The sequence below is a fragment of the uncultured Litoreibacter sp. genome (assembly GCF_947501785.1).
In the GTDB taxonomy this organism is placed as follows: Bacteria; Pseudomonadota; Alphaproteobacteria; order Rhodobacterales; family Rhodobacteraceae; genus Litoreibacter.
Genome location: NZ_CANMXB010000001.1, coordinates 365,399 through 386,033 on the forward strand (window position 1 = coordinate 365,399; position 20,635 = coordinate 386,033).

General features: G+C 59.4%; 20 protein-coding genes and 1 tRNA gene. 14 read left to right on the forward strand and 7 right to left on the reverse strand.

Annotation, left to right across the window (positions count from 1 at the left end):
- Positions 1-67 precede the first annotated feature (67 nt).
- The 6 genes from Q0899_RS01870 (at position 68) to Q0899_RS01895 (ending at position 6,051) form a co-directional block, all read left to right on the forward strand.
- Entirely contained in the window at positions 68-1,144 is a 1,077-nt protein-coding gene (locus Q0899_RS01870; protein WP_298292271.1) for an ABC transporter ATP-binding protein, read from the forward strand.
- A 63-nt stretch (positions 1,145-1,207) separates the two neighbouring features.
- Entirely contained in the window at positions 1,208-2,278 is a 1,071-nt protein-coding gene (locus tag Q0899_RS01875; protein ID WP_299190956.1) for an ABC transporter substrate-binding protein, read from the forward strand.
- A 67-nt stretch (positions 2,279-2,345) separates the two neighbouring features.
- Positions 2,346-2,633, forward strand: a complete 288-nt coding sequence (locus tag Q0899_RS01880; protein ID WP_298292267.1) for a DUF1330 domain-containing protein — start codon at positions 2,346-2,348, stop codon at positions 2,631-2,633.
- On the forward strand, positions 2,634-3,950 hold the full coding sequence (locus Q0899_RS01885; protein WP_299190957.1) for an ABC transporter permease: 1,317 nt from the start codon (positions 2,634-2,636) through the stop codon (positions 3,948-3,950).
- Positions 3,951-3,954: 4 nt separating this feature from the next.
- A complete protein-coding gene (locus Q0899_RS01890) occupies positions 3,955-4,866 on the forward strand; it encodes an ABC transporter permease (RefSeq protein WP_298292262.1) in 912 nt (303 codons plus the stop codon).
- A 144-nt stretch (positions 4,867-5,010) separates the two neighbouring features.
- The gene (locus Q0899_RS01895; RefSeq protein WP_299190958.1) at positions 5,011-6,051 is read left to right on the forward strand and encodes a Hint domain-containing protein; all 1,041 of its coding nucleotides are present in this window, start codon (positions 5,011-5,013) and stop codon (positions 6,049-6,051) included.
- Here Q0899_RS01895 and Q0899_RS01900 read toward each other — a convergent pair.
- Genes Q0899_RS01900 through Q0899_RS01930 form a run of 7 tightly spaced genes read right to left on the reverse strand, consistent with a single transcriptional unit; the run spans position 6,048 to position 12,396 of the window.
- Entirely contained in the window at positions 6,048-6,977 is a 930-nt protein-coding gene (locus tag Q0899_RS01900; protein ID WP_299190959.1) for an AEC family transporter, read from the reverse strand. The genes Q0899_RS01895 and Q0899_RS01900 overlap by 4 nt on opposite strands.
- The gene (locus Q0899_RS01905) at positions 6,974-7,768 is read right to left on the reverse strand and encodes an MBL fold metallo-hydrolase (protein ID WP_299190960.1); all 795 of its coding nucleotides are present in this window, start codon (positions 7,766-7,768) and stop codon (positions 6,974-6,976) included. The genes Q0899_RS01900 and Q0899_RS01905 overlap by 4 nt, the downstream gene beginning before the upstream one ends.
- Positions 7,765-8,556: a TatD family hydrolase gene (locus Q0899_RS01910; protein ID WP_299190961.1), complete on the reverse strand. Its 792-nt coding sequence runs from the start codon at positions 8,554-8,556 to the stop codon at positions 7,765-7,767. Before Q0899_RS01910 ends, Q0899_RS01905 begins: the two co-directional genes overlap by 4 nt.
- 9 nt (positions 8,557-8,565) lie before the next feature.
- A complete protein-coding gene (locus Q0899_RS01915) occupies positions 8,566-9,687 on the reverse strand; it encodes a DNA polymerase III subunit delta' (protein WP_299190962.1) in 1,122 nt (373 codons plus the stop codon).
- Positions 9,684-10,295, reverse strand: coding sequence for a dTMP kinase (gene tmk / locus Q0899_RS01920; protein ID WP_299190963.1), 612 nt, complete (start codon positions 10,293-10,295; stop codon positions 9,684-9,686). Before tmk ends, Q0899_RS01915 begins: the two co-directional genes overlap by 4 nt.
- Entirely contained in the window at positions 10,296-11,465 is a 1,170-nt protein-coding gene (locus Q0899_RS01925) for a D-alanyl-D-alanine carboxypeptidase family protein (RefSeq protein WP_298292249.1), read from the reverse strand.
- Between the two features lie 25 nt (positions 11,466-11,490).
- Complete coding sequence (locus tag Q0899_RS01930; RefSeq protein ID WP_298292246.1) at positions 11,491-12,396, reverse strand: SPOR domain-containing protein; 906 nt, start codon at positions 12,394-12,396, stop codon at positions 11,491-11,493.
- A gap of 234 nt (positions 12,397-12,630) precedes the next feature.
- Here Q0899_RS01930 and Q0899_RS01935 point away from each other — a divergent pair.
- From Q0899_RS01935 to Q0899_RS01970, 8 genes are all read left to right on the forward strand, one after another.
- A tRNA-Ser gene (locus Q0899_RS01935) sits at positions 12,631-12,720 on the forward strand.
- 219 nt (positions 12,721-12,939) lie between these two features.
- Positions 12,940-13,983: a LacI family DNA-binding transcriptional regulator gene (locus Q0899_RS01940; RefSeq protein ID WP_298358634.1), complete on the forward strand. Its 1,044-nt coding sequence runs from the start codon at positions 12,940-12,942 to the stop codon at positions 13,981-13,983.
- A 107-nt stretch (positions 13,984-14,090) separates the two neighbouring features.
- Positions 14,091-15,392: a sugar ABC transporter substrate-binding protein gene (locus Q0899_RS01945; RefSeq protein ID WP_298292242.1), complete on the forward strand. Its 1,302-nt coding sequence runs from the start codon at positions 14,091-14,093 to the stop codon at positions 15,390-15,392.
- 146 nt (positions 15,393-15,538) lie between these two features.
- Positions 15,539-16,477, forward strand: coding sequence for a carbohydrate ABC transporter permease (locus tag Q0899_RS01950; RefSeq protein WP_298292239.1), 939 nt, complete (start codon positions 15,539-15,541; stop codon positions 16,475-16,477).
- 11 nt (positions 16,478-16,488) lie between these two features.
- Positions 16,489-17,325 (forward strand): carbohydrate ABC transporter permease, encoded by an 837-nt coding sequence (locus Q0899_RS01955; protein ID WP_298292237.1) that lies wholly within the window; start codon positions 16,489-16,491, stop codon positions 17,323-17,325.
- A gap of 11 nt (positions 17,326-17,336) precedes the next feature.
- Positions 17,337-18,341 (forward strand): ABC transporter ATP-binding protein, encoded by a 1,005-nt coding sequence (locus tag Q0899_RS01960; RefSeq protein WP_298358628.1) that lies wholly within the window; start codon positions 17,337-17,339, stop codon positions 18,339-18,341.
- Positions 18,338-19,102, forward strand: coding sequence for an L-iditol 2-dehydrogenase (locus tag Q0899_RS01965; protein WP_299190964.1), 765 nt, complete (start codon positions 18,338-18,340; stop codon positions 19,100-19,102). Before Q0899_RS01960 ends, Q0899_RS01965 begins: the two co-directional genes overlap by 4 nt.
- A complete protein-coding gene (locus Q0899_RS01970) occupies positions 19,102-20,583 on the forward strand; it encodes a mannitol dehydrogenase family protein (protein ID WP_299190965.1) in 1,482 nt (493 codons plus the stop codon). The genes Q0899_RS01965 and Q0899_RS01970 overlap by 1 nt, the downstream gene beginning before the upstream one ends.
- Positions 20,584-20,635 lie beyond the last annotated feature (52 nt).

Here is a 20,635-nt window from a genome sequence, read left to right on the forward strand (position 1 = left end):
ACGGACCGGCCCGACCAAACAGGGTGGCCACACAACCTGGGGAGAGTCCTACTTGCTGGACACTGATATGACAGACGCCTTCGTGGCGTTTGACCGCGTGCAAAAAAGCTATGACGGCGAAACACTAGTCGTCAAAGACCTTAACCTTGCAATGCCGAAAGGCGAGTTCTTGACCATGCTTGGGCCGTCCGGCTCTGGCAAGACCACCTGCCTGATGATGCTGGCAGGCTTTGAGACCGCGACCCATGGCGAAATCCGGCTGGACGGGCGGGAGATCAACAACATCCCCCCACATAAGCGCGGCATCGGCATGGTGTTCCAAAACTACGCGCTGTTTCCGCATATGACGGTGGGGGAGAACCTTGCCTTCCCACTGGAAGTGCGTGGTCTTAGCAAGGACGAGCGCGAAACCAAAGTGAAACGCGCGCTGGAGATGGTTGAGCTTGGCGATTTCGCCGCCCGCCGGCCCGCGCAACTCTCCGGCGGCCAACAGCAACGTGTGGCCTTGGCCCGCGCATTGGTGTTTGAGCCTGAGCTGGTGCTGATGGACGAGCCACTGGGCGCGCTGGACAAGCAGCTGCGCGAGCAGATGCAGTTTGAGATCACCAACATCTCGCACCAGCTGGGCGTGACGGTGGTCTACGTGACCCACGACCAGACGGAGGCGCTGACTATGTCGGACCGCGTCGCCGTTTTTGAAGACGGGCGCATCCAGCAGCTGGCCCCGCCGGAAGACCTGTATGAACGTCCCGACAACAGCTTTGTTGCGCAGTTTATTGGCGAAAACAACAAGTTGGCAGGCAAAGTTAAGTCGGTTGCGCGCGACATCGCCACAGTAGAATTGGCCAGCGGCAAGACCACCAAGGCATTGGCCGTCAATTGCGGGCCTGCGGGAAGCGAGACATTGATCTCGATCCGGCCAGAGCGGGTGAATATCGGCGGCAAGGGCGCGAATGTGACCGAGGCGCATGTGAAAGAGCTGATCTATCTCGGCGACCACATCCGCTGCCGACTGGATGTGCATGGAAATGACGAATTTGTGGTGAAAGTGCCGAACTCGGCGGGCCACGAACACCTGTCAGTGGGGGAAACCACCAAGATTTCGTGGGCGGCGGAAGACGCCCGCGCGCTTGATGCCCTCTGATCAGTAAACGACCGCCGCGCTATGGTGCGCGGCACAAAAGAAGACCAACTGGGAGACTACCAAATGAAAAAGACACTTATCCTGACGACAGCGCTTGTCGGCACGGCTTTCGCAGCAAACGCTGCCGAAGTGACCGTCATGAGCTGGGGCGGCGCCTACACCAAGTCGCAAGTCGAAGCGTATCACAAACCGTTCACTGCTGAGACCGGCATTGCCGTAAACTCCGTGGACAGCGACAACCCTGCGACCCCAATCAAGGCGCAAGTGGAAGCCGGCAACGTGACCGTTGACGTGGCGGACGTTGAATTCTCCGACGCCGTGCGTCTGTGCGACGAAGGCCTGCTGGAAGAAATCGACACCTCCGCGCTGCCAGCGGCACCTGATGGCACACCTGCCGCTGACGACTTCATCGAAGGCGCGCTGCAGGATTGCGCCGTGGCGAACATCGTTTGGTCCACTGTTTTTGCATACAACAAGGACAACAACCCAACCGCGCCTGACAGCATCGACGACTTCTTCAACATTGCCGACTTCCCCGGCAAGCGCGGCCTGCGCAAGTCGGCCAAAGCAACGCTGGAAATGGCCCTGATGGCGGACGGCGTTCCGGCTGATGAAGTCTATGGCATCCTCGAAACTGACGAAGGTGTGGACCGGGCATTTGCCAAGCTCGACACCATCAAGGACGACATCGTCTGGTGGGAAGCCGGCGCGCAGCCTCCACAGCTGTTGGCTGATGGCGAAGTCACCATGTCCACTGCTTATAACGGCCGTATCTTCAACGCAGCCGTTGCCGAAGGTCAGCCTTTGGAAGTTGTCTGGGACGGCCAAATTCTGGACTTCGACCTGTTCGTGATCCCGAAGGGCGCGCCGAACAAAGAAGAAGCTCTGAAGTTCATCTCCTTCTCGACAGACACACAGCGTCTGGCAGACCAAGCGTCCTGGATTTCCTACGGGCCTGCCCGTAAGTCCTCCGGCGCGCTGGTTGGCAAATACTCGGACGGCGAAACCGACATGGCACCTCACATGCCAACGGCTGCAGCCAACCTGGGCAACGCCCTGGTCAACAACTTCGAGTTCTGGGTTGACCGGGACGCCGAGTTGAACGAGCGCTTCAACGCTTGGTTGGCTCAATAAGCCAACCTTCGCGGCGCCCTTTGGGAGGAGGGCGCCGCACTTTCACATCTTGGACAAGGGGAACAAGATGCCCAAAGGTTACTGGATGGTGCATGTCACCGTGACCGACCCGGAAAATTATGCGGAATATGTGCGCCTTGATACCCCCATTGTGGAGCGGTTCGGCGGCAAATTCCTCGTGCGCGGCGGCACATCGGAGGCCCCTGAGGCCCCGCAGAAGGACCGCCATGTCGTGGTGGAATTCCCCAGCTACCAAGCCGCACTCGATTGCTACAACTCGGACGACTACCTTGCTGCGGCCAAAATCCGCATCGCCAATTCGGACAGCGACATTGTCGTTGTCGAGGGGACATAAATGGCTGACGCTACCTATGCCGGACCCATGGGCACGGAGGGGGCCGCGGGCACCCTGACCACCGCTGATGGGAAGCCGTTGAAGGCCGCGCTGAACGCGGCGCAATCCAAGGCCCGCTGGCGCGCGTTCTTCCTGGTGGCCCCGCTGTTCATATTCGTGCTGTTCACCTTTGTGGCCCCGATTGGCCAGCTGTTGCACCGCTCCGTCCACAACCCCGGCTTCACCACCCATACCGACCTGAGCACCAAGGTGGAGACGCCGATCATGGTGGACCTGCGCGCGTGGTTCAAAGACAACCCGCGCGGCACTGAACCGGACGAGGCGGCCTATGCCGCGCTGGTCAGCGACCTGGTGGTGTTGCGGGAGATGAAGGCCCCGGGTTCGGTGGGGACGCGGATCAACTACGAGCGCTCCGGCTCCCGGTCCATGTTCACCAAAGCGGCCCGTCGCGCGGCGAAATTGGAGCCGCCCTTCAAGGAGGCGATGCTGGAACTGGATGAAGACTGGGCCGACCCCGAAATGTGGTCCGCCATGCGCGGCGCGTCATCCGCCTATACGGGGAATTTCTACTACGCGGCTTTGGACCGGACCATTGGGTTGGACGGCGGCGTCACACAAGTGGACCCCAAACGGCAAGTCTATGTGAAGCTGTTTCAGCGCACCCTGTTCCTGTCGCTGCTGATCACCTTCGTCTGCTTCGTGCTGGCCTACCCAATCGCGCATCTGCTGGCGACGCTGCCCTTGCGCTACTCCAACCTGTTGATGATTTTCGTGCTGCTGCCCTTTTGGACATCGCTTTTGGTGAGGACCACCAGTTGGATGGTGCTCCTGCAATCGCAAGGCGTGGTCAACGACGCGTTGGTGGGGTCAGGCGTGCTGGCCGACGAGAGCCGCATACAGATGATGTACAATCAGACCGGAACCATTGTGGCGATGGTGCATATCCTGCTACCCTTCATGGTGCTGCCGCTTTATTCCGTGATGCGACCCATCAACCCGAGCTATGTGCGCGCCGCGCGCTCGCTGGGGGCCACCAGCTGGACCGCGTTTCGGCGTATCTATTTTCCGCAGACCGTCCCGGGTATCGGGGCAGGGGCGCTGCTCGTGTTCATCCTGGCTGTGGGCTACTATATCACGCCGGCGCTGGTTGGCGGGGCTGACGGGCAGCTTATCTCGAACCTCATCGCATTCCACATGCAGAAATCGCTGAATTGGTCGCTGGCGGCCGCGCTCGCGTCGATCCTGCTCTTTGGGGTGCTTGTTCTCTACTGGCTCTACGACCGGCTCGTGGGCATCGACAATCTGAAGCTGGGATAACGCCATGGCCTTACCAACACATGCCGATACTCTTGAGCGCGTCTGGCACTACGCTTACCTGATCATCTGCGCGCTGATCTTCCTGTTCTTGATCGCGCCAATCCTGATCGTGATTCCGTTGTCGTTCAACGCCGAGCCCTATTTCACCTTCACCGAGAAAATGCTGAAGCTGGATCCAACGGGCTATTCGTCTCGCTGGTACGACCTGCTTCTAACCTTCGGGATGCAAGAGCCTGATAGCACGCGTGACGGCAGCTGGTGGGCGGATGCCTGGCAGAACTCGGCCTGGATCGGAGCGGCCTGGAACTCGATTGTCATCGGCTTTTTCTCGACCCTGCTGGCCACCGTTCTGGGCACGATTGCTGCGCTGGGCCTGTCGCGTCCCGAGATGCCTTATCGCCGCGCTATCATGGCCATTTTGATCTCGCCGATGATCGTACCGATCATCATTACTGCGACGGGGCTGTTCTTCTTCTACTCGGCCGTGGGGCTTGCCAATAGCTACCCCGGCATCGTGATGGCGCATGCGACGCTGGGCATCCCCTTTGTGATCATCACAGTCACGGCCACTCTGGTGGGTTTTGACCATTCGCTGACCCGTGCGGCGGCCAACCTTGGGGCAAACCCGACCACCACGTTTTTCAAGATCACCATGCCGCTGATCCTGCCAGGCGTCATCTCCGGCGCGCTTTTCGCCTTTGTGACAAGCTTTGACGAGGTTGTTGTGGTGTTGTTCGTCGCAGCCCATGACCAGCAAACCATTCCACGCCAGATGTGGAACGGCATCCGCGAACAGATCAGCCCGGCGATCCTGTCGGTCGCGACCATTCTGGTCATCATCTCGATCCTGCTGCTGACCACGGTGGAGATATTGCGCCGCCGCTCCGAGCGGCTACGCGGCATTTCCCCAGGTTAAGGTCCTCACGCCGAACGACCAGTATTTACAGGTGGTTTTGGCGCATTTGCCTTGGGTTTTGCCCCGAAAAAGCTGGCATGCGGTCACTCCGACGCCCGGTTTCCCCGCGAAAGAGCCTTACTGAGCTCTTAAATTGTGGTCCGGATGCCCAATTACGACATATATATTTTGCCCGAATCCGAGATTTCGATCTCGGGGGGAGAGCAGCTTGACGGCGTCACTCAGGGCGACGGTTCTCACCTTGTGGGCGAAACCATCACGCTGAATTCGAATATGTGGCAGGCGGTTGGGATCACCGACAACAATAACAATTTCGCCGACAGTCAGGGATCGAACCAGACGCTGACCGATGCGGTGACACTGGATGACCCCGTGACAGGCGTGCCCGAGACCTTTGCGGCCGGCACCAATGTGGAAGCCGAATACGCGCTGACGGTGACGGATGGGACGAACACCTACACCGTAATCGCGTTCAACATCTCTACCGGGTCACCCGCCTATGGCACGGTTGAGGCATTGGCCTTCATCGGCCCAGTGGCCGGTTTCCCGCCCATTGGGGTGCCGCTGACTGTTGTCTCCAATCAGGAAGGACCGTCCAACCCATCAGAAGACCACGCGTCCCCACCTTGTTTTGGCAAGGGCACTATGATCCGCACTCCGGATGGGGAGCGGCCTGTAGAAGAGCTACGGGTCGGTGACTTGGTTGAAACGCTGGAACACGGCGCCCGCCCGATAGTTTGGACGGGGACCTGCACTTATCCTGCGGCGGGCCGGTTTGCGCCGATCCGCTTTGACGCGGGGGTGCTGGGCAACAGCCGGGCCTTGTGGCTGTCACCGCAGCACCGGGTGCAATTCAAGGGCTGGCAGGCGGACTACCTGTTTGGGGAGCGCGCTGTTCTGGTGGCTGCGCATAGCTTTGTGGACGGCCGCACGGTGCGCCGGGTCGAAGGGAGCTTTGTTACCTATTTCCACGTGATGTTTGATCGTCACGAGATCATCTTCTCGGAAGGTGTACCAACCGAAAGCTTCTTCGCCGGTGACACCACGTTGCGTGCGATGGATGAGGACACAAGGGCGGAGCTGCGGCTGCTGTTTCCCGACTTAGAGCAGGGGGTCGACATGCACGCGCGGACCGTGCTGAAAACGCTAAAGGCGCCTGAAGCAAGGGTTTTGCTGGACCTTTAAGGCAGCACCAGCAGCCAGCCTGTAATGGTCAGCACCGAAAGCGCCGTCGCCGCCAGCACGGCTGACGCGGCGACGCGCATCGCGACACCGTACATGCTGGCAAAAATGTAGGCGTTTACGCCCGGCGCCATTGCGGCCGTCAGGACGGAAGACCGCATGGCCTCGGTGCTCAGGCTCAGTTGATCCGACAACCCGAAAGACAGCGCCGGGCGCAGCAAGAGCGCCAAGAGGCAAATCATGATGACGGGACCCAGATCGCCCTCGAATTTATACTGCGCCAGCATCCCGCCCAGCGCGAAAATCGCGGCAGGCAGAGCCGCCCGGATCATCAACCCAAGCGCATCATCGGCGACCTTGGGGATGGTCAGGTCCATCAGGTTGACGACAAAGCCCAACGCAATCGCGAGGATCAGCACGTTGTGGAAAATGGCGCTGATCACGGCTTTGATGGTGGCAAGCGGGGCCTCGCCACGATGTTTGACCGTCTCCATCACCAAAATGCCCAGCCCGTAGCAAATCGGGGCGTTTAGCGCGACAATGGCATAGTTGGGATCAAGCGCCTCCGCGCCATAGGCGCGTTCGGTGATGGGCAAGCCCAACAGCACCGAATTGGCGAACATGCAGCAAAACCCGATGGCGACGCTGTCCTCCAGCGGGCGTTTGAACAGAATGCGCGCGCCGATCATGCCGAGGAAGAACATCAAGATGGTGGGGCCATAGTAGGAGGACAGCAGCCGCGGCTCGAAATAGGCGCTCAGTTCCAGCCCGGCAATGGCCTTGAACAGCAAGCAAGGGATCGCGAATTGCTGAGTGAATTTCATCAGCCCGTCGACGCCAGAAGTTGGGAAGGCTTTGTATTTGACTGCGAGATACCCTGCGCCGATCACCAGAAAGACCGGCAAGATGATCTCGAGAAGGACACTCACGCGGTGGGGACCTCGATGACCATGCCGTCATAGGCTGGGGTGATGTGGTCGGGGGTTTCGGCCTCAACCGTGTCATAGTCCAGATCGATATGCATGTTGGTCAGGATGGCCTGTTTCGGCTCCAGATCCGCGATCCAGCCGAGCGTGTTTTCCAGATGCGAGTGGCTGGGATGCGGCGTGCGTCTGAGCGCGTCGATGATCAATACATCCAGCCCGTGCATGGCTTTCCTTCCGCTGTCCAGATCAGACACGTCGGGTAAATAGGCCACATCATCTATGCGGAAGCCGAGCGAGCGGATCGTCCCGTGCTGCACCTCGAAGGGCGTGAAGGTGATCGGCCCGCCGGGGCCGGTGATCGTCGTGTCACCTTCAATAGCGTTGAGGTCCAGAATGGGCGGGTAGCCTGACCCGGGCGGCGTTTCAAACACGTAGCCAAAGCGGGCGAGCAGCGCCTCTGATGTCGGCGCATCTGCCCAGACCTTCACCCGCTCGCGCATGTTGAACACCACCATGCGCAGGTCATCAATGCCGTGCACATGGTCCGCGTGTGGGTGGGTGTAGATCACGCCATCCAGCCGCCCGACACCCGCGCCAAGCAGCTGTTCGCGCAGGTCGGGCGAGCTGTCGATCAGCACCGTGGTGGTGCCCTCAGGGCCGTCCTGTTCCACCAGCAACGAACACCGGCGGCGGCGGTTCTTTGGGTTTTCGGGATCGCAATCGCCCCAATGGCCGCCGAGGCGGGGCACCCCGCCGGAGGAGCCGCAGCCCAATATGGTGAAGCGGCGGGTCATGCCGCTTTGGTGAACAGGCGGTTGAAATTGGCCTGCGTTTGGGCTGCGAAATCGGCGTAGTTCATGCCAAACACCTCCGCGCCGACTTTCGCGGTGTGGGCCGTGTAGGCAGGCTCGTTGCGCTTGCCGCGATAGGGCGGGGGCGCGAGGTAGGGGGCGTCGGTTTCGACCAACACGCGGTCCACGGGGGCAGACGCGAAGATGTCGCGCAGTTCTTGGCTTTTGGGGAAGGCGGAGATGCCGGACATGGACAGATAGAAGCCCAGATCAAGTGCGGCTGTAGCCAGCTCGGCAGACGACGAAAAGCAATGCATGACGCAAGAATATGCGCCCTTGGCGTGTTCTTCGCTGAGGATCCGCGCCATGTCCTCATCCGCCGCGCGGGCGTGGATGATCAGGGGCAGGCCGGTTTGGCGTGCAGCCTCGATATGCACGCGCAGGCTTTCCTGTTGGATGGCCTTGCTGTCGGCTGTGTAGTGGTAGTCCAGACCGCTTTCACCGATGCCCACGAATTTGGGGTGCTCGGCCAACTTCACCAGCTCGTCCACCGTGGCCAATGGCTCGTCCGCGGCGCTCATTGGGTGGGTGCCTGCGGCGTAGAACACGCTGTCATAGCTCTCCGCAATGGCGCGCACCTGCGGTTCCAGTCGCAGCTTGGTGCAGATGGTGACCATGCGGGTCACGCCTGCCTCATGCGCGCTGGCGACGATGCCGTCGCGATCCTCGTCAAAATCGGGAAAGTCGAGGTGGCAATGGCTGTCTGTGATCTCTGGAATTTCTGGAGTCATTCCCGCCTCTTACGCTGCGGTTTTGCCCGCCACTTCGTTCATCGTCAGAACCATATCAAGGATCAGCGAGGAGGGGTCAAGGTTCACCGCCTGACCATGCCGCGCGCGAGCGGAACTGGAGGCGGACAGCGTGGCCCATCGGCGGGCCGCGTCCTCGTTGGGGGACAAGCGAGCGAGTGTAAGGAGTTCACCCGATGCGGCTTGGTTTTCGACCATGCCGAGGCCTGCGCGGGACAGACGTGAGAGCGCCACGTCGAAAAGTCGCAGCATCAGGTCTAACCGCCCGTCCACATTGCGTGCAGCGGCCTTTTCGCCCAGCGCAATCGCGCGGGCGCGGTCGAGGCGGGGGAAAGTGTCGATGACCGACATCAGCTCTTTGTAAAGAGTCAGGCCATCGAGGTTGAGGAGGCGGAGCGCCTCGCCGACGGATCCGCCGGAAAGCTCCGACAAGGCGACAGCGTGTTGGTTGGCGTCTGCGCCAGCGGCATTCAGCGCGACAGCCATATCATCGGCGTTCAACTGCTGGCAGCGCAATTCGCGGCAGCGTGACCGGATGGTGGGCAACAAACGGGACGGCTGGTGAGAGATCAGCAAGAGGATGCAATCGGCAGGCGGCTCTTCGAGCACTTTGAGCAGCGCATTGGCGGCGGAGACGTTCATCTCGTCCGCCGCGTCCACGATCACCACACGCTTGCCGCCATCTGGGTTGGACATGGAGAAGAAGCCTTTGAGCTTGCGCACCTCGTCAACGGTGATGACGGATTTCAGTTTCTTGGTTTTCTCGTCCCAACCCCGTCTGAGAAGGAACAACCCGGGTTCCGACAGCGCTGCGATGCGCGATGTGACAGGGTGGTCCTCAGAGATATCCAGCGTTTCAGGGGCAGGGGTCGCAAACATGCCGGCATCATCCTTGGGCGTTGCGATCAGAAACTTTGCAAGCCGCCAAGCCAGCGTGGCCTTGCCCACGCCTTTGGGCCCGGTGATCAGCCATGCGTGATGCAGCCGGTCGCCGTTGAACGCATCAAGAAATGCGGACTCCGCCGGGCTTTGGCCGATCAGGCGCGCGGTCTCCCGCGGGTGTGGGGCGCCGTCGATCTGGTCAGGTTGGGGGATGTCGTCAATATCGCTCATGCAAGGCGGTCTAGCACAACCTTCAGCACGTCTGCACCCACTTCATCCGCGCTGCGCCCGCCGTCGATTACCACGCAGCGGTCGGGGTATTCTTCGGCCAAGGCCAGAAACCCCCCTCGCAACTTGTGTTGAAAATCCGCGCCGAACTCCTCGAACCGGTCCTCGCCGCTGTCGCGGGCAAGCCCGCGTTCGAGCGCCGTGTCAGGGTCCATGTCGATGATCAGCGTCAGGTCTGGTTCCGTGCCGATCATCTGCGCGTGAAGACTGTCGACCATCGCGCGATTTTCGCCGCGGGTGGCCCCTTGATAGACGCGGGTGCTGTCGGCGAAGCGGTCGCACACCACGATCTTGCCGCCTTTCAAGGCGGGCGCAATGCGGCGTTCCAGATGGTCTCGGCGCGCGGCGGTGAAGAGCAGGATTTCTGTTTCCGCCGACCACCGGTCCGGCTCGCCCTCAACCAGCAAGCGACGGATGTCCTCTGCGCCAGGAGAGCCGCCGGGTTCGCGGGTCAGCACTACTGTGTGGCCGTCCGCCTCCAGCTTGCCCGCAAGCAAGCGCGATTGGGTCGATTTGCCCGACCCGTCAATGCCCTCAAACGAAATGAACACCTAGAACAGCGTGCCGGCTTGGCTTTGCAAACGGCCCGTCAACTGGCGGAACAAAACGGTGGCCGCCGTGCGCACCTTGACCACGAAGCCGCCCGCGGGGACGGTTTCAGTGGCCACCAAAGGGTGTTCGACATCGGCGAAGCCCGGGACGGTCACGATCAAGGTCGCAATTTCCTGCCCCTTCTCGATGGGCGCGTCCAGAGGTCCTACATAGTTGATCTTGGCAGAGACGCCGTCGCGGCCCAGTACCGGGATAAGCGCCTTGACGTCTTGTGTGGTGGCCATGTTCACGCTGGCGGCTTCACCCATCCAGACCTCAGCCTTGGTGAGCGGCACGCCTTTCTCAAAGAGCTGCTTTTCCACGAACTGGTTGAACGCCCAGTTGGTGATGCGCTCGGCCTCTTGCGCGCGCTGCTCTTCGGAGTTGAGCCCGGAAAACACAAAGATGATGCGGCGGCCATTTTGAATAGCCGATCCGACGAGGCCGTAGCCTGCTTCCTGCGTGTGGCCGGTCTTGAGGCCATCCGCGCCGATATTGAGCTTCAGCAGCGGGTTGCGGTTGAACCGGTTGGCAACGGGGCTGTCATCGTACTGAAATTCCCTTTCGGCGAAGTAGCCATAATATTTCGGGAACTTGGTGACCAACCGCTTCCCCAGGATCGCCAGGTCGCGCATCGACATGCGGTGCCCGGCGGCTGGCCAGCCATTGGCATTGGCAAAGGTGGAATTGGTCATCCCCAACTCAATCGCGCGTTGGGTCATCAGGCGCGCAAACCCTGCTTCCGATCCATCGGGTGACAGGCGCTCCCCCAAAGCGGTCGAGGCATCATTGCCGGACAACACGATCACCCCGCGGATCAGCTGTTCCACGGTTGGGCGGTCCTTGGTTTCCAGAAACATCGTTGAGCCGCCGTAGGAAGCAGCATGGGTGGAGACGGGCACGGGCTCATCCAAGCTGAGCCGTCCGTCTTCCAACGCCTCAAACACCATGTTCAGCGTCATCAGCTTGGACATGGACGCAGGCGGCAGGGCCATATCCGCGTTCTTTTCCATCAGGGTCTGGTCGGTGTTGACGTCAAAGACGATGGCCGACTTGGCGGGCGTGTCGAACGCCCAAGCGGGCAGGGCGGCGACCAGAAGGGCGGCGAGAAACGAGGCAGCGCGGATCACGGGACAAAGTGCTCCTTTTGAGGGTTTAGTTGGTCACGAAATAGGCGTCGTTGAAGCCCAAGCCTTTTACCTTTTTCAACAATGTTGCCCGCTCCCCGCTGGTGCCGGCTGGCCCCACAAGGACGCGGTAGAATTTCTTGCCCTGGCTGGTCTGCTCTTTGACGATCGGCAGCACGCCCACTCCTCTGAGCGATGTCGCAGTGTTGTCTGCGTTAGATTTGACCGAGAAGATGCCGATCTGAATGAACGGCTTGCTCAGGCTCGATGTCTGCTGCGGCTTGGGCGCGGCAGGTTTCGGAGCGGGCGCCGGTGCGGCGGCGGCAGGCGCTGGGTCGGCGGCGCGATCAATGGCGGCGGAGGCGGCTTCGACCGGATCCAATGTGCTGGCCTCAATATCTGTGGCAGGGGGAAGCGTTGCGTCGATGGCGTCCCCAGGTGCCGGCAGCGGCACGTCAGGCTCAACCACGATAGCTTCCTTGCGCAGCGCAACCACGCTGACTTTGACTGGTTGGCCGGCCAGCATGCCGAGTTCACCTGCAGCGTCCGAGCTCATTTGCAGTTTCGGTCCGGGGTTGTCGCGTTCGCGGCGGAAGAGCGCGCCAATGACGAACTTCCCGTTGGACTCGTTGCGGATGATGACCCGCTCCGGATCTTTGATGCCAGGGTAGGCGACCCAGACGCCGCCCAGTGACGGTCTGCCGTCCCAAAGCGCATCTTCGTTTGCAGAAAACACCTCTGGCGCTTCGACGTCCCGCTCTCCGGCGGTCACGGCGGCCCCTGCATCTGCGCTTGAGGATGCCTCAGCGCTTGGCTTTTTCTTCAGGAAATCAAATTTGGGGCCTTTGCCCTCTTCGCAGCCTGCGACAATCAGTGCGACACCCAGCATCAACGCCGAGCGTTTTGCATAGAGCAGTTTACCTGCATTTGTCATTTGTTTCGCCCCTCTCAACGTGCGTTCTCGACGCATCTTGTTCCGCCATTTTTGCGGTTTGCCCGTTCCCGGAAGGCCCTGCGGCCCTTACCCTCGGGGGCACTCTAGGGAATCGTGGCCGTTTTGCAAAGCCTGCGGCGCGGTTTCGGCAATATTTAGCGCGCTGATAATACGAATGTGACAAGCGCTTTGTGGCTTCCAGAATCGCGATGCTGCGGTTAGACCGCGCTCGTCGGAGGAGTGGCAGAGTGGTTGAATGCACCGGTCTTGAAAACCGACGTAGGTGAAAGTCTACCGTGGGTTCGAATCCCACCTCCTCCGCCACTTGGCCCCAAAGCGGCCGATGGCACTGCCTTTCCGGACAATTCAAGTGGAGCGATTCATCGGGGTTTCACCGCGCGCCGCAGCAGGTAAATTGTTGCGAAGATTTTTTGCTGCATAGAGGAAGGTGTGGACAAATCTTTTACATGTGTCAAAGTTTGACGAGGATGTTGCGGGTGCCGACTGATAGGCGCCGCAGTCGCAAGGAAAGGATGCTGGGTCATGGCAAGCAGCAAACGTAAAGTCGCCACGATGAAGGAGCTGTCCGATACAATAGGCATCTCCCGACCGACCCTGTCGCGCTATTTCCAGGATCCCGCGCTCGTCCGGCCCGCGACATCGCAAAAAATCCAGCGATTGCTGGAGACGGTTGACTATGTTCCCAATTTCTTTGCGACACGGATGAACCGCAAGGCGACGGGGATGATTGGCGTTATCATCCCATATCTAAACGATTTGTTCTTCACCAAGCTGCTGGAAGCGATTGAGATCGCGGCGATGGAGGCGGGGTACACCGTCATCACCCAATGTTCCCATTCGGATCCCCGGATTGAGGCGCGGGCAGTGGAAACCTTTATGTCGATGAGCGTTGATGGCGCGCTTGTAGCGCCCCTTGGGAACCAAAGTGATCAGGCCGCGCACCAGCGATTGCAATCTCAGCTCCCATATGTGCTTGTGGATTCCCGCCCGGCGACAATGCCGGATGTTGATTTTGTTGGCACCGACCACGCGCAAAGCACTGGATTAATTACGGAATACTTGTGTCGTTTGGGCCGGCCACCTGTGTTTCTTGCCATGCCACGCGTGAATTTCAACGCTGTGGAGCGTGAGCGTGCCTATGTGAACGCAGTCACCGATCTTGGTTTCGAGCCGGAGGTGATTGGGACAGAAGCGCTCGAACCTGAGTGGCATTATGAGGCGCATGGCGAGGCTGTGATCGATCATCACTTTGCGCGAGGCGAGTATTTGGACAGATCGATTCTCTGTGCAAATGACCGCGTTGCTATTGGCGCATTGCGCGCTGCGGCGCGGCATGGCGTCAAGCCAGGGGGGCAATCAGAGGGTGGTTTGCGCATTGCGGGCCATGACGATTACCCGCTTTGCCCATTCACCTACCCAGCCTTGACCACAGTCGCGCAGGACTTTGAAGCCATTGGAAAGAAGTCAGTTTTTCGGTTGCTTCAACTGATCTCCAGCAAAGGCGAGCCGCAAAAGCCGGAAGTAACACTGCTTCCTGGCGCGCTCAAATTGCGTGAATCTGCCTGAGGTTGCGGTACGCCGCAATGTAGCATTTTTTTGGTTGAATCTTTTTTTGTTGACGCGGCGACATCTTATTGGCAATCTTTACACGTGTAAAAAATGGGAGGACAGTCATGTCTATGAAACGCACACTGCTGAGCACAGCAGTTGGCCTCGGTTTTGCGGCTGGTATCGCAACGACCGCTCTGGCTGACGGCCACGCGAAAGAACTGACAATCGCGATCGTGAACAACGGTCACATGATCAACATGCAAAAAGTTGCTGAAGCTTACACCGAAGAAACCGGTGTGAAGCTGAACTGGGTTTCGCTGGAAGAAGGCGTCCTGCGCGAGCAGGTCACATCTGACACCGCAACCGGCGGCGGCCAGTACGACATCATCAACATCGGCATGCAAGAAGCACCCATCTGGGGCGCTGCTGGCTGGATCGAGCCACTGGAATTCGGCGCTGACTACGACGTTGAAGACATCCTGCCCGCTATGCGCGCTGGTCTGTCCCACGAAGGCACCCTGTACGCTGCACCGTTCTACGGTGAATCGTCCATGGTCATGTACCGCAAGGACCTGGCAGACGCTGCTGGCGTAACCATCGCTGACAATGACAGCTGGGAAAATGTGAAAGCGGCTGCCGCTGCAATGCACGACCCCGATAACGGCGTTTACGGCGCATGTCTGCGCGGCAAGCCCGGCTGGGGCGACAATGGTGCGTTCATCACAACTGTGGCGAACTCCTTTGGCGCGGCTTGGTTCGACGCAGACTACAAACCACAGCTCGACTCCGCTGAATGGAACGCTGCAGTCACCTTCTACGTAGACCTGCTGCAGTCCTACGGCCCTCCAGGCTCGGAAGGGAACTCCTTCAACGAGATCCTCGCTCTGTACAACGAGGACAAGTGCGGTCTGTGGATCGACGCGACAATCGCGGCCTCCTTCCTTGAGAACGAGAATGTTGCATACGCTCAGTCGCCAAACGCTGGTAACCCAGTGGGTGCGAACTGGCTGTGGGCTTGGGCCATGGCTGTTCCAGCCGGCACCGAGAACGCTGCAGAAGCCAAGGCGTTCATCGAATGGGCAACTTCGAAAGAGTACGTCCAAGCCGTTGGTAACCACCCAGAGTTCGGTTGGGGCAAAGTACCAACCGGTCAGCGTGCGTCCACCTACGCGATCCCTGAGTTCCAAGCCGCAGCGAAATTCGCTGATGCCGAACTGGCTGCGATCAACTCCGCAGCGCCAGAAGCCACAGAGCTGAAGCCATATGTAGGTGTTCAGTTTGTTGCGATCCCTGAATTCCCAGAGATCGGTTCTGCTTTCGGTCAGGAAATGGCAGCGGCATTGTCCGGCGCCAAATCGGTCGAAGACGCTCTGGCAGCAGCCCAAGCGGCAGCTGTCTCGGTTATGGATGAAGCAGGCTACTAAGCCGCTTTGCTGAAAAATCAAAGAGGTCCGGCGCAGTGTCGGGCCTCTTACCCTAGCGCCTGATTTTCTTCGGCCGCTACACTAGAGTTCGACCACCGCCACACTATCGCACTTCGCAAGTCTCGCTTTGCAAGGGTTCTACAGCTATGTCCGACAGAACAATTCCTCGTCTTCTACAGACCCCGGCGGTCCTGCTGCTCTTGGTCTGGATGTTGGTTCCGCTCAGCATGACGCTGTATTTCTCGTTCATCCGCTACGTGCTGAATAACTTGCGCAGGCCGGAATGGACCAAGCCTTTGCCCAGCAACTGGCGCGGCTTTGGGAATTACGAGTTCGTTCTGAACTCCAAGGATTTCTGGTTCGCCGTACAAAATAGCCTCTTCATTGTCGGCGGTATCCTGTTTCTCACGGTCACATTGGGCATTCTGATCGCCGTCCTCATCAATAAGTCCTTCCCGGGGCAGGGGATTGTGCGGGTCTTGCTGATCTCCCCCTTCTTTGTGATGCCCGCCGTGAACGCTGTGTTGTGGATCAACATGATCCTTGATCCGGTGCTGGGGCTTCAGGGCGTTGCCGTGGGCGGTATCAACGAGATGATTGCAGGCCTGCGGGGCGCACCGATAATCGGGGGCTTCTTCTCGCTGTGGCCCGAGTTCGAACCGATATCTTTCCGAGCGACGCAGACCTCATCATATGCCGTGATCATGATGGTCACCTGGCAGTGGACGCCCTTTGCGGTGCTGATCTTCATGACGTCGCTGCAATCTGAGGATCAGCAGCAAAAAGAAGCGGCCATTCTGGATGGCGCAAGCGCTTGGTCGCAATTCCGGTTCCTGACCTTGCCGCATCTGGGCCGATCCATCGCGATTGTCGTGATGATCCAGGCCATCTTCCATCTATCGCTATACGCGGAGATCGAGATTGTAAGCCGTGGCAACGGCAACAAGAACCTGCCGTATCTGATTGGCGAATTCGCCAATAACAACATTGGCGCGGCCAGTGCCACTGGCATCTTCGCCGTCATTCTCGCCAACATTGTCGCGATCTTCCTGCTGCGGATCGTCGGCAAGACACTCATGGAATAGAGGACATCATCATGGCAATTGTCGCGGAATCCTCAAAATTCAAAACCTACGCTCGCCCCGTTTTGGCGTGGATCGTTGGGCTGATCTTCTTCTTTCCGATCTTCTGGATGGTCTTGACCAGTTTCAAGACGGACGCCGACGCGGTGAAGCCGGAATATCTGATCTTCTTCACGCCGACGCTGGAGAACTACCTCAACATGACCGAGAATTACGACTACTGGCGGTTCGCCACGAACTCGGTCATCACATCGGTCTTTGCCACGATATTCGCGCTTTTCGTCGGTATTCCATCGGCTTACGCCATGGCCTTTAACCCCACGCGGCGGACCAAAGACATCCTGATGTGGATGTTGTCGACCAAGATGTTGCCTGCAGCGGCAGTGCTCTATCCGATGACCTTCCTGACCAAGAACCTGTTGGGGGTGTTCGACACCCATTTCCTGCTGATCCTGGTCCTGTGCCTCATCAACCTGCCTATCGCGATCTGGATGCTGTTCACCTACTTCAAAGAAATCCCCAAGGAGATCATCGAGGCGGGCAAGATGGATGGGGTCAACACATGGGGCGAGATCAAGGAAATCCTGATACCGCTGGCATGGGGCGGCATCGCATCCACTGCGTTGCTGACCTTCATTTTCTGCTGGAACGAAGCCTACTGGACTGTGCGCCTGACGACGACGGACGCGGCAACATTGTCCAAGTTGATCGAAGGCAACCGCGCCCCTGAGGGGCTATTCTTCGGGCGCCTTTCGGCGGTCTCTACGGCAGCTGTTGGACCTATCGTGGTGCTCGGCTGGTTCTGTCAAAAACAACTGGTCCAGGGCCTCACCTTCGGCGCCGTGAAGTAAGGAATAGGGATATGGGACGCATTCAACTTAAGCAGGTTCAGAAAAAATTCGGCGATACGGAAGTTATTCCTCCGCTGGATCTCGAGATTGAAGACGGCGAGTTTGTTGTCTTTGTCGGCCCGTCGGGCTGCGGCAAGTCAACCTTGCTGCGACTGATCGCGGGTCTCGAGGACACCACATCCGGCGCGATTGAAATTGACGGTGAAGACGCCACGCAGGTGCCACCGTCGAAACGGGGGCTGGCGATGGTGTTCCAGTCCTACGCGCTTTACCCGCACATGACCGTTCGCAAGAACATCGCCTTCCCTTTGCGGATGGCCAAAATGAGCGAAGAAGAGCAGAACAAGCGCGTGGCTTCCGCGGCGGCTTCGTTGAACCTGACCGACTACCTGGACCGCAAGCCGGGGCAGTTATCCGGCGGGCAACGCCAACGGGTTGCCATCGGCCGCGCCATTGTCCGCGAGCCGGCGGCATTTCTGTTTGATGAACCTTTGTCCAACCTTGACGCGGCCTTGCGGGTTGGCATGCGCATGGAAATTGGCGAACTGCATAACAAACTGAAAACCACCATGGTCTACGTGACGCATGACCAAGTCGAAGCCATGACCATGGCCGACAAGATCGTTGTGTTGCAGGCAGGCGTGATTGAACAGGTTGGCAGCCCGCTGGATCTGTACCGCACACCGCGTAACCTCTTTGTGGCGGGCTTTATTGGCAGCCCCACGATGAATTTCATCGAGGGACCGGAGGCCGACAAGTTGGGCGCGAAGACAATTGGCATTCGGCCAGAACATGTCGCCGTGTCCACCACCAAAGGCCAGTGGCAGGGCACCGTTGGCGTCGCCGAGCGGCTGGGGTCGGACACATTTATCCATGTTCACGGCATCGCAGGCTGTGATCCGTTCACCGTGCGCGCCGGTGGCGACATTGACGTCAAGCATGGGGACACGGTTTTCCTGACACCTGACGCCGCCCAAATCCACAAATTCGGCCCCGATGGGTTGCGGATGTCATGACGGCGCTTGCTGGCAAAGTTGCACTGGTGACGGGCGGGGGGCGCGGCATTGGCCGCGCGATTTGCGAGGCCATGGCCCAGGCCGGCGCCAAGGTGGCTGTTGCCGACCTGAACGAAGCCGATGCGATCGAAACCGCAGAGGCGATTGGCGGCATGGCTGTCGTGATGAATGTCGCGCATTTTGAAGATGCCGCGCGCTGCGTCGCGCAGGTCGAGGACGCATTGGGCGGGGTTGATATCCTCGTCAACAACGCCGGTATCTTCAACATGGCTTCGATAGACAAGGTGACCCCCGAAGACTACCGCCGCCAGTATGACGTCAATGTCGGCGGCACGATCTTTGCCTGCCAAGCCGTTGTTCCGGCTATGAAAAGGCGCGGCAGCGGGTCGATCATCAACTTCTCGTCCCAAGCCGGCCGTAGGGGTGAACCCAACATTTCCATCTATTGCTCCACCAAGGCCGCGGTGATTTCCGTGACCCAGTCATTGGCGCTGGAGTTGGCGAGTGACAACATCCGCGTCAATGCCGTGGCCCCCGGGGTGATCGACACGCCAATGTGGGACAGCGTGGACGCGCAGTTTGCGGAATATGAAAACAAACCAAAGGGCAAAAAAAAGCGTGAGGTCGGCGAGGCCGTGCCATTGGGACGCATGGGGGATCCGCGTGACGTGGCTGACCCTTGCGTGTTCCTCGCTTCGGATGCGGCGCGCTACATCACGGCGCAAACCCTTAACGTCGATGGCGGCAATTGGATGAGCTGATGCTGAACACACTGCAGAAACTCTCGAATGCGATGCTGGGCGATTTGCCCAAGGGCGTGCGCGGTCCCGTCTACGACCGCATGGCGATCACACCCGGGATTGTACATATCGGTTTGGGCAATTTTCACCGCGCCCATCAGGCCTGGTACCTGCATCGCCTGATGCAGCAGGGAGAGGCGTTGGACTGGGGCATTATCGGCGCCGGGGTGCGGGCTCCGGATGAGGCGCAGCGGCAAAGGCTTGAGGCCCAGGATTACCTGACGACCCTGATCGAACTGGACCCGGCGGGCCAATCGGCCGAAATCATTGGATCGATGATCGGATTTGTCCCCGTCGAGGATAACAACGCCGCCCTGATCGCCCAGATGGCAGACCCCGCGATACGGATCGTGTCACTGACGGTGACCGAGGGGGGGTACTACATTGATCCGGTCACGCAGGCCTTTGACGTGGCACATGCCGACATTCAGCACGACGCGGCGCGGCCAGATAGCCCGCGCACCGCTTTTGGCGCAATGATTGCGGCGCTGAAGATACGGCGGGCGAAAGGGACCGGCCCGTTTACGGCGCAAAGCTGCGACAACTTGCAGGGCAATGGTTCTATCCTGCGCCAAACGCTGGTCTCGCTGGCCCGGCTGTCCGATCCCGATCTGGCGGAATGGATAGACGACAACTGCGCATTCCCTGACTCCATGGTCGATTGCATTGTTCCCGCAACGGGGCCAAAGGAGCTGAAGCTTGTGGAAAGCATTGGCATTGCAGACGCCGCGCCGGTTACCCATGAAAACTTCCGCCAATGGGTCATCGAGGATGATTTCTGCGCAGGTCGCCCTGATTGGAACAAGGTCGGCGCGACCTTCACGGAGGATGTGCATCCCTTTGAGGCAATGAAAATTCGTATCCTGAACGGCGGCCACCAGTTGATCGCAGATGCGGGGGAGGTCCTCTCGGTGGAAACGATCTCGGACTGTATGGAGCATCCGTTGATTGGCGACTTTTTCCGCAAGGTGGCCAAGACCGAAATCGCCGATCAGGTTGACGCCGTTCCGGGCATGACGCCGGATGCCTACGCTGATCTGGTTGATCAAAGATTTTCCAACCCGGAGATCATCGACACGGTGCGCCGCGTGGCCTTCGACGGCTCGTCTCGGCAGACTGGATTCATCCTGCCTACTTTGCGGGATGCATTGGCGAAGGGCGACCCTGTGGAGGGGCTTATTCTGTCCCAGGCCATCTGGGCGCGGATGTGCGCCGGGACCCGCGAGGACGGATCAACCATAGCGCCAAACGACCCAATCTGGGACAAACTCACCCTTGCTGCCAGCTTGGCCAAGTCTGATCCGCAAGCATGGCTTGAGCAGCGGGAACTCTATGGCGATCTGGCAGAGAATTCGGTGTTCCAGGATCGGTTCAACCATTGGCTGTCGCAGATTTGGTCAATCGGGCTTGAGGCGACGCTGCGCGCGTATCTTGACGGATGACGGAACGCCCGGCGGAATCGTTGTGAAATGAAAACGCCCGCGGCCATCAAGA

Excerpts from the sequence above, each read along its gene's own strand:
- Q0899_RS01870 (WP_298292271.1), top strand. The coding sequence starts at position 68 with ATGACAGACGCCTTCGTGGCGTTTGACCGCGTGCAAAAAAGCTATGAC.
- Q0899_RS01875 (WP_299190956.1), top strand. The coding sequence starts at position 1,208 with ATGAAAAAGACACTTATCCTGACGACAGCGCTTGTCGGCACGGCTTTC.
- Q0899_RS01880 (WP_298292267.1), top strand. The coding sequence starts at position 2,346 with ATGCCCAAAGGTTACTGGATGGTGCATGTCACCGTGACCGACCCGGAA.
- Q0899_RS01885 (WP_299190957.1), top strand. The coding sequence starts at position 2,634 with ATGGCTGACGCTACCTATGCCGGACCCATGGGCACGGAGGGGGCCGCG.
- Q0899_RS01890 (WP_298292262.1), top strand. The coding sequence starts at position 3,955 with ATGGCCTTACCAACACATGCCGATACTCTTGAGCGCGTCTGGCACTAC.
- Q0899_RS01895 (WP_299190958.1), top strand. The coding sequence starts at position 5,011 with ATGCCCAATTACGACATATATATTTTGCCCGAATCCGAGATTTCGATC.
- Q0899_RS01905 (WP_299190960.1), bottom strand. The coding sequence starts at position 7,768 with ATGACCCGCCGCTTCACCATATTGGGCTGCGGCTCCTCCGGCGGGGTG.
- Q0899_RS01910 (WP_299190961.1), bottom strand. The coding sequence starts at position 8,556 with ATGACTCCAGAAATTCCAGAGATCACAGACAGCCATTGCCACCTCGAC.
- Q0899_RS01915 (WP_299190962.1), bottom strand. The coding sequence starts at position 9,687 with ATGAGCGATATTGACGACATCCCCCAACCTGACCAGATCGACGGCGCC.
- Q0899_RS01930 (WP_298292246.1), bottom strand. The coding sequence starts at position 12,396 with ATGACAAATGCAGGTAAACTGCTCTATGCAAAACGCTCGGCGTTGATG.
- Q0899_RS01940 (WP_298358634.1), top strand. The coding sequence starts at position 12,940 with ATGGCAAGCAGCAAACGTAAAGTCGCCACGATGAAGGAGCTGTCCGAT.
- Q0899_RS01945 (WP_298292242.1), top strand. The coding sequence starts at position 14,091 with ATGTCTATGAAACGCACACTGCTGAGCACAGCAGTTGGCCTCGGTTTT.
- Q0899_RS01950 (WP_298292239.1), top strand. The coding sequence starts at position 15,539 with ATGTCCGACAGAACAATTCCTCGTCTTCTACAGACCCCGGCGGTCCTG.
- Q0899_RS01955 (WP_298292237.1), top strand. The coding sequence starts at position 16,489 with ATGGCAATTGTCGCGGAATCCTCAAAATTCAAAACCTACGCTCGCCCC.
- Q0899_RS01960 (WP_298358628.1), top strand. The coding sequence starts at position 17,337 with ATGGGACGCATTCAACTTAAGCAGGTTCAGAAAAAATTCGGCGATACG.
- Q0899_RS01965 (WP_299190964.1), top strand. The coding sequence starts at position 18,338 with ATGACGGCGCTTGCTGGCAAAGTTGCACTGGTGACGGGCGGGGGGCGC.
- Q0899_RS01970 (WP_299190965.1), top strand. The coding sequence starts at position 19,102 with ATGCTGAACACACTGCAGAAACTCTCGAATGCGATGCTGGGCGATTTG.